Raw genomic sequence first — 8,445 nt, forward strand, 5'->3', positions numbered from 1 at the left:
GACAAAAGCGAAGATTAGCCCTTGCTTTAGCATTTATTGGAAATCCATCCATCGTATTTTTAGATGAGCCAACAACGGGTCTTGATGTTGAGTCTCGTAAAACTCTTTTAAATATAATTAAAGATTATTCTAAACAGGGAAAAACAATTTTTTTAACGACACACTATCTAGAAGAAATTGAGCAAATTGCAACACGCATTATTTTTCTTCAAAATGGACAAATTAAAGCAGATGGATCGGTTAATGAAATTAAATTTTTAGCAAATTCATCTGAAACAAATGTAACATTTTACTCGCAATTGCCTATTTCATTAGATCATTTTCATTTTATTGAATCCATAGAACATGAAAATAACTATTTTATCATAAAAACAACCAATCCTGACGCCCTCATATATGAACTTGTTGAGAATAAAATCCCATTTAGAAATTTACAAATAACAAGGGAAAATCTAGAGTCTGCTTTTATTCATTTGTCTAAAGGAAATTAAATTGTGAAACTAGGCTTTTTTTATTTTAAATTGTTATTTTTAAGCACAATAAGAAATATTCCCGCACTTTTTTTTACTCTTATTTTCCCTCCTCTGATGCTTTTATTATTTGCTCATCAATGGGAAGGAAAAAATGCATTAGGTGCCGTCATTATATTTTTTAATTATTCAGTTCAAACAGTGGCTCTTATGTTATTAGGAATGGGTGTTACTCAAGAGAAAAACTCGGATTGGGCAAAGTATTTAAGAACCCTACCTGTAGGAATAAAACCTATGATTATGGGAAGAATTTTTCATACCATTGCCCTTTCCTTTATAAATTTAGTTACTTTAAGTTTTGTTGCTTTATTTATTTTAAAATTACCTCTACCAATTGGAAATCTTTTTTATTTTGGATTTATTGCTTTAGCAGGTAGCATTCCTATGGCTTTATTAGGAATGACAATTGGATATGCAGCAAATCCGGAATCCTCTAGAAGTATATTTACTTTATTAAATTTATTATTATTATTTGGGTCATTTGCTCTTCCAAGCGTTGGCTTTTTTGGAATATTAAGAGAGTTTGTCCCAACATACCAATGGTCACAAATTTCTTTTTCACATATAAATAGTGAAATAAACCCTACTACTCCTCTTCTTTGGTTAGGAGGATATTCCATTTTATTTATTTTATTATTTAAAAAGGTATATAGTAGGTCACTAAAAAAGACGTAAAGTTACTTTACTAATTGAGCAACTCTTGAATTCACAACGGACCAATTGATATTTTTAAAGAAGACATCAATGTAAGCCCCACGGTTTGCTTTATAATCTAAGAAAAAAGCATGTTCCCATGTATCCATTACTAAAACAGGAACATGGTTTAAAGGAAAACCAATGTGATGTTCCATTACTTGAACATTTTTCAATTTTCCAGAAGTTGTTTCGATACAAGTAACTACCCAACCAGGAACTGCTAAACCTGTTGCCTTTACATCGGCTTTCCAATTATCAACACTTCCAAAAGCCGCTTTTGCTAAAGTTTCAAATTGGGAAGAAGGAGCTTCTGTCGCAATTAAATTATCAAAATACATTTCATGTAAATAAGTTCCATTATATGGAACACAATGACGGCGTTTTAATTCGGAATATTCACCAAAACTATAATTTGTTAAGGCTTTATCGGTTTTTTCTAATTTTTCTTCAATTTCATTTAATTTTTTTACATAACCTTCATATAAACCAAAATGTGCTTCTAATTGAGGATCACTAATCCCATCTAATTTCCCTAGAAGGTGCTTAAAACTACGAATTTCTTTTGCCATTTTTTCTCCTTAAATAGGTATCAAACACATTCCTATTTAATCATCAAAATAGTTGAACTGCAAACAAATTACTAAAATTAAACCCTTTGTTTATTTAAGTGACATTTCTCTAATGAAATCCTTCCGAAGAAACAACTCTTTTTTTCGGATTTTGAATTAATATCAATATTATAATTGATAAAAGAAACACAAGAGCAAGAGTGAAAAAACCTTTATTAAAGGACTCAATTGTTGCTTGAAGTGAAACTCTATTTTGGAGCATTTGTTCTGCTGCTTTATAAGAATTATCCACTTTCCCATATAACATGTATTCCATCATTCTCAATTGATAGTTTAATTGTGGCGAACCCTCTATAACATGTGTATTTAAAATATTATTATATTCTTTAATATGATTTACCAGTTTTGTACTCATCCAAGCAAGGCCAATGGATCCACCAAGCTCACGAGTTAAATTAAATAATCCAATTGCATTTCCTATTCCTTTGGGTTCTACAAACGAAATTGCAGTTACAGATAAAGGAACAAATAAAAAAGATAACCCAATAGAACGTGCGAATAAAACAAAAACAAGATCATATTGAGAGGAAAAATGATTTAAGCGTGAATTGTACCATAAACTAATAAATACCAATATGATGCCAAATCCAATAAGCAATCTTTTATCAATAATATTAACAATTTTTCCTATTATAGGCATGATCAGTATTTGAATAAAACAACCTTTTAAAAATAAAATACCAATATCCAATGGAGTATAATTCATGACAGTGCCGCAATATAATGAAAATAAAAAAGATCCACCAAATAATGTAGTACCTAATATAAAATTAATTGAAGTACATAAAATATAATTTCGATTTTTAAAAACACGAAAATCGATCATGGGTTCATTGGATTCTAATTGCTGAAAAACAATTGTTACAAGACATGCTAAACTTACGATACTAAATAAAACAATAATAGGACTCTCAAACCAATCATTGCGATTCCCTTCTTCTAATACATATTGAAGAGAAGCTAATCCTACTGCCAATAAAAGAAAACCGTATTTATCTAATTTTTGTTTTGAAGGAAAAAAGTTTTCCTCTTTTAAAGATTTTACTAAAATAATTAAAGCAACAATGCCAACTGGAATATTTATTAAAAAAATCATATGCCAACTCGAAATATCTATTAAATATCCTCCTAATGAAGGACCAAGAAGAGGACCCGTAATAGCACCCAAACCAATAAAGGCTTGAGCCATACCCTGCTCTTCTTTAGGATATCTAGATATTAAAATAGTACTTGCTGTTGGAATAATAGCTCCCCCTCCCATTCCTTGCAATATTCGAAAAACAACAAGGGAAGTTAAATTCCAAGAAAATGCGCACAAAAAACTTGCTACAGTAAATAAAATTAAAGAAAAAATAAAATAATTTTTAACACCAAATTTTCTTTGGAACCAACCTGTCATTGGGATAACAACAATATTTGCCATCATATAGCCCGTGGAAACCCAAGCAATTTGATCTAATTGAACAGAAAAACTAGAGCGGATATCATTTAAAGCTACATTTACAATGCTAATATCAAGAACAGCCATTAAAGAAGCCATCATGGCAGCAATTGTAATCCATAATTTTGATCCTGTAACTTTAGCTTCAGATCGATTTATGCTTTGTGTCATGACAGCACGTCCTATTTTATTTTGTAATGACAGTAACCTCGGTACTCATTCCAGGTCTAAGGACTATATCTTTAGGACGATTTTGAAATTCAATTTCAACAGGAAAACGCTGTGTTACTTTAATAAAATTACCTGATGCATTATCAGGAGGTAACAAAGCAAACGTTGAACCCGATGCTCCAGATAAACTTCTTACAATTCCCTGAAATGATTTTCCTGGATAGGAATCCACTTTTATTTTTACATTTTGACCAGGTTTCATTTTTTGCAATTGATCTTCTTTAAAATTTGCAACAAGCCATGTGTCATCTAAAGAAACAACGGAAAATAACGGAGTTGACGACTCAACCAACTGTCCTAATTCTGCCATTTTATTAGATGTTATTCCTGCAAAAGGAGCTTTGACCTGAGTATAACTCAATTGAAGTTTTGCTTTTTCCAATTCTGCTTCGGCCTTTTTTACTTTAGCGAATGCCAATGCCACTGCAGATTCATAAGCCTTCACTTGTTTTGATAATGATTGAGCCGAAAGCAATTGACCTTTTGCTTGTTGTAAACTTCCGGAGGATTGTTTTCGCGACGCTTCCATACTTCCCAATTGAGCTTGTGCCGACTCGCGTGCTGCTTTTGCTTGTGCATATTGGTTTTGTTGATTGTCTAAATCAAATTGGGTAACAGCACCTTGTTTTTTTAAATTTAAGTAACGATCTAAATTTTTCTTTGCTAAATCTTCCGCACTCATTGCAGAATTTAAATTCGCACGAGCCTGTTTAATTGCTTCATAACTTGCCATAACACCCGACGAGGCTTGTGTTAATCCTCCTTCAGCCTGGGTTACAGTTGCGCTATAATTTTTATCCATTTGTTCATGCTGGGCTTGTGCTTGTTCATAAGAAGCTTTTGCGCCTTCAAACTCCGCTTCAGCGGATTCAACATCGGCTTTCTCTTTCGCATTATCTAATTCAACTAAAATATCGCCTAACTTCACAGTTTGGTTATTTTCAACAAAAATTTTCGAAATTTGACCTGATATTCTTGGTGATACCGTAACAATGTGACCCACAACTTGTGAATCATCGGTATTTTCTTTCCCATGATTTATAAACCACACTAAAGTTACAATAAATAAGCTTGAAATTAAAATACCAAAAAAAACTTTAGTCGATTTTGGACTATTAAATATCCTTTGTTTGATATTTTCCATTGCCATATTCCTTCTAAGTGGAGTTTCACTTACTAGGAGTATTAGCTGAGTTTTTCGTTTTTGGAAATAGAGTTGGATCTATTTTTAAAATATCTCCAACAATAATAGGACGTTTTTCATCTTCATATCGAATAAAAGCAATAGAAGAGTCAATTTCCCCATTTACTTCGGGTGAAAAACGAATGATGTGAAGACGTGAATTTTCAGGACCAATCAATCGAGTGCCAATGGCTAATTGAAATGCCCTTCCTCTGTTTAAATAAACCCAACCACGGTACCTTCGTATGACTTTAAACTCTTCTAATTTTAGATCATGAATTTCATTTATCACTTTTGCAACAATATTTTCTGCTATCAGGTCGGGACGAAACAGCTGTGGCGTTGTTTCATTTAAAAGATCTTTATTTTTTTCAGCAAAAACACCTGAGTTTATTTGTGCTCCATAGGAAATTATGGGCCAATTTATTTTTTTTTGGGATAATTCCGATTTCATTTTTATATTTATGAGTCGATGCGCTTTTCCGGGATATTCGACTTCAACGGGGCTTTTTAAATTTTCTAAAAAATTCCCTTTGCATACAATTCTTGAAAGATTTGTAATATTTAAAATTCCTTTCTCAGAAAACTTTTCACCTAAAAAAATATTTAGAATATTACTCGTTCTCTCTTCTGCTCGAAAATCATCAATAATGTTTATTTTAATGGGAGATGTTTCTGGAAAACTTCTGTCTGCAATCTGAAATATTTGCGCATTTGAATTAGGCAAAGGATAGGCTGTTTCTTTATCCGTTATATTCCAAACCGATCCCAATTGTAAACAATCTTTATATCTAACAAGAGATGCGGTTTGCATATATTCTTTTTTCTGAGGTATTCCAACAGGAAACAAAAAATAAGTTGGCAAATAAGCATCATAAGACTTATTCCAATTAAAAATTCTTGTCCCTCGATACCCCCCTTTTGTTATTAAATTCTGTTCTTGAGCTTTTGTAACACCCAACTGGTTTAATAAATTTTCTTGATAAGCAAGAGCTCTTGTCTTTACCTCAATTGGAATTTCTGGATTCTCGGTAATCATAAAAGTTGGAGGTAAAATAAGAAAAGCCAATTCATTCCCTCATTATATAATTTAAAATAGATAAATAATGAAAATCTACTTTTGCTTATCGCCTCTTTTAAGATTTCAATTTAATCTTAAAAAAGAACGACAAAATTATAAAATGATATTTATTTAATAATTAAGAATAATTCATGAAAGTTAACTTATTTAGTATTTTTGATATCGCTTTCCGACGCGGCAAATGGTGCCGATAAATTTAATACTTGAGGATAGACGGTTGAAAGAAGAAAACGAACCCCTGTAATATAACTATTGCCTGCTTTTCCTCTTCCTATACTAGGTAACAATGGATTTAATTCAATTGTAGAGGTATTCCATAAAATAGAGGGGACTCCAGAACGTTTCCTTATTTCATGAACTTCTTCTACAAATTGGGAATGAACTCCAAGACATCTGGTAGCACCTAATTCTTCTAAAATTGTGATCATTTCATCTCGTTCTTCTATTGGAATGAGACAAACATCAGGTCCAAAAAAAGCATTTGAAGCGTAAATACTTTTTAATACTTTTTCCGGCTTCATATAATGAACGCCTGGAGAAACAAAAAAACCATTTCCATTATTGTCAATTGGTTTTCCCCATCTTAATGTTTCGTCCGACTCTCGAGCCGCAATTCCCTGAAATCTTAAAAAACGTTCCCAAGAATTCGAACTACAAAGTGGTTCCATGACGTGTTTATCAGAACGAGATAAATCTTCTCTTGCTCCAATTGGCATAACTTTAATGGCAGAAACAAATTTATCCTGAAATTCAGCAAATATTTTTTTGTCTACAAAAGCAAGATTTGTTGACTCAAGACGTTGCCCTGCATCAAGACAAGCACCATAAATAATTTTTGATATCGCACTATTTATATTTGCAGACTCTGTAACGTAAGCCGCATTTTTTCCTCCACCACAAAGCACGAGGCGTGCATTTTGTTGAGTAGAGGTATCACGTCGAATTTGTTCTAAACTTTCTTCTCCACCAGTATACAAAATGGTATCGAATTGATGACTTAAAACAAGCCTACGAAATACTTCAAAATCCCCATATACGATTTGAACAACACCAGGAGGAAAGGAAGCTTGGTGAAATCCACTCGCTAATAAAGAACCAGATAAAAGACAATGTGATGAGGGACGCATACAAACCGCATTTCCTGCTGCTAAAGAAGGTAACACGCTGCATAACAATGTATAAACTGGTAAAGCAATATTGGAAGAAACAAGAACGAGCCCTAAGGGAGCGTATTGCCATTCCCATCCTTCTTCATCTCTTTTAACGGAAAGAGCTTGTTTGCAAAATTCGGGAATAGCAAAAAATAATTTTTCACACAAAGCCCATTCTTCTTCAACAGCCACTCGAGAACGAGCAAGCTCAAGCATCATGTTACTTTTTATTTCTTCTGCATTTTCTTTCAGAAATCCAATTAATTTTTTTATGTATCCTAAACGTTCATCCAAAGAAGTCGAACGAAATTTTTTTTGAGCGGTTTTCATTCCCTGCAAAACAGGATCGACAAGTTCTTTACTCCAACTTGCTGTTGCTAAAATATCGGATGGATTTGCCGGATTATATACAGAAAATAAACGTTCTGTCTTATTTGATGGATGAAAATTTCCATTAATATAAGGAGGTATGAGATTTAAATTTACAGTCATGAAAATTCTCCTCAATTCGCGTAGGTAACACTTACAGAGAGGATAGGATTTTTAATACCTTTAGGTCAAGGGAAGATGACAAATTCTGTTTTAAGTGTGAAATAGAAATCCACTGTTTTTTTTCAGGAAATGAAAATTTTTGAAATAATTTATTTAATTTTTCATCCTCTTGAGAAGAGTCTATTAAAATAGCATGACCCGTTATTTTGTGATGAGTAATACTATGTTTAAAATTACCATTCAGAATTTTTGCTTTCAAACCAAACTTTTTAATTTCTAATAATAATGATTCTAAAGAATTTCCATCTTGGGATCGAATAATAGGAAATCCCGTTGTTTTATTTAAAAACCCTTTATTTCGCTCAATTAAAGAAAAATCGTTATTCTTATTTTTAGTAATTAATAGAGCAAATATTTCTTCGGATTGAGATTCTTTTCTTGGTTTTACAGGAGGACAAAGTGAAATTGTATTATTTTGAAAAGAAAGACAATATTTTTGCACAGGACAAATAGAACAAGTTGGATTTTGTTTTTTACAAACAGTAGATCCAAGATCCATCATTGCCTGATTAAAATCACCAGGATTTTCTTTTGATATAATATTATTAACGTAACAATTGATTTTATCCTGACCCTGTTTATCCCACACACCAGATTGCATGTTTAGGAGTCGGCTAACAACCCGAATTACATTACCATCTACGCATGCCACAGGCTCTTTAAAACAAATACTTGCAATAATAGATGCTGTATAAGGTCCGCATCCTGGTACTTTTAACCATTCTTCTTTATTTTGTGGAAAAATAGAATTACATTCTTCCAATATATATTTTGCACCATTTCTTAAATTACGTGCTCTTGCATAATATCCAAGACCTAACCATAATTTTCTAAGCTTTTCATCAGAACATTCTGCTAAAGATTTTAAATCTGGTAACTCATTAATAAAATCATTAAAACGAGGTAACACAACTGAAATAATTGTTTGCTGACTCATTACCTCACAAACCC

The 8,445-nt window shown here is 32.3% G+C and carries 8 protein-coding genes; 2 read left to right on the forward strand and 6 right to left on the reverse strand.

Annotated elements, in window-relative coordinates:
- On the forward strand, nucleotides 1-491 hold a 491-nt coding region (locus ACIQ56_RS11305), incomplete at its 5' end, for an AAA family ATPase (protein ID WP_397601166.1).
- 3 nt (nucleotides 492-494) lie between these two features.
- Entirely contained in the window at nucleotides 495-1,205 is a 711-nt protein-coding gene (locus ACIQ56_RS11310; protein WP_397601167.1) for a hypothetical protein, read from the forward strand.
- A 2-nt stretch (nucleotides 1,206-1,207) separates the two neighbouring features.
- Here ACIQ56_RS11310 and ACIQ56_RS11315 read toward each other — a convergent pair whose 3' ends face one another.
- The 6 genes from ACIQ56_RS11315 to ACIQ56_RS11340 all read right to left on the reverse strand — a co-directional run.
- On the reverse strand, nucleotides 1,208-1,795 hold the full coding sequence (locus ACIQ56_RS11315) for a superoxide dismutase (protein ID WP_397601168.1): 588 nt from the start codon (nucleotides 1,793-1,795) through the stop codon (nucleotides 1,208-1,210).
- Nucleotides 1,796-1,904: 109 nt separating this feature from the next.
- Nucleotides 1,905-3,467 (reverse strand): DHA2 family efflux MFS transporter permease subunit, encoded by a 1,563-nt coding sequence (locus ACIQ56_RS11320; RefSeq protein ID WP_397601169.1) that lies wholly within the window; start codon nucleotides 3,465-3,467, stop codon nucleotides 1,905-1,907.
- 16 nt (nucleotides 3,468-3,483) lie between these two features.
- Complete coding sequence (locus ACIQ56_RS11325) at nucleotides 3,484-4,671, reverse strand: HlyD family secretion protein (RefSeq protein ID WP_397601170.1); 1,188 nt, start codon at nucleotides 4,669-4,671, stop codon at nucleotides 3,484-3,486.
- Nucleotides 4,672-4,696: 25 nt separating this feature from the next.
- A complete protein-coding gene (locus ACIQ56_RS11330; RefSeq protein ID WP_397601171.1) occupies nucleotides 4,697-5,779 on the reverse strand; it encodes a hypothetical protein in 1,083 nt (360 codons plus the stop codon).
- A 155-nt stretch (nucleotides 5,780-5,934) separates the two neighbouring features.
- Complete coding sequence (locus tag ACIQ56_RS11335) at nucleotides 5,935-7,434, reverse strand: aldehyde dehydrogenase family protein (protein WP_397601172.1); 1,500 nt, start codon at nucleotides 7,432-7,434, stop codon at nucleotides 5,935-5,937.
- A 31-nt stretch (nucleotides 7,435-7,465) separates the two neighbouring features.
- On the reverse strand, nucleotides 7,466-8,445 hold a 980-nt coding region (locus ACIQ56_RS11340), incomplete at its 5' end, for an A/G-specific adenine glycosylase (RefSeq protein WP_397601173.1).

The sequence above is a fragment of the Silvanigrella sp. genome (assembly GCF_044369315.1).
Classification (GTDB): domain Bacteria; phylum Bdellovibrionota_B; class Oligoflexia; order Silvanigrellales; family Silvanigrellaceae; genus Silvanigrella.

Bases quoted from the DNA above. Each gene is read 5' to 3' on its own strand.
- ACIQ56_RS11320 (WP_397601169.1), bottom strand. From the start codon at position 3,467: ATGACACAAAGCATAAATCGATCTGAAGCTAAAGTTACAGGATCAAAA.
- ACIQ56_RS11335 (WP_397601172.1), bottom strand. From the start codon at position 7,434: ATGACTGTAAATTTAAATCTCATACCTCCTTATATTAATGGAAATTTT.
- ACIQ56_RS11325 (WP_397601170.1), bottom strand. From the start codon at position 4,671: ATGGAAAATATCAAACAAAGGATATTTAATAGTCCAAAATCGACTAAA.
- ACIQ56_RS11315 (WP_397601168.1), bottom strand. From the start codon at position 1,795: ATGGCAAAAGAAATTCGTAGTTTTAAGCACCTTCTAGGGAAATTAGAT.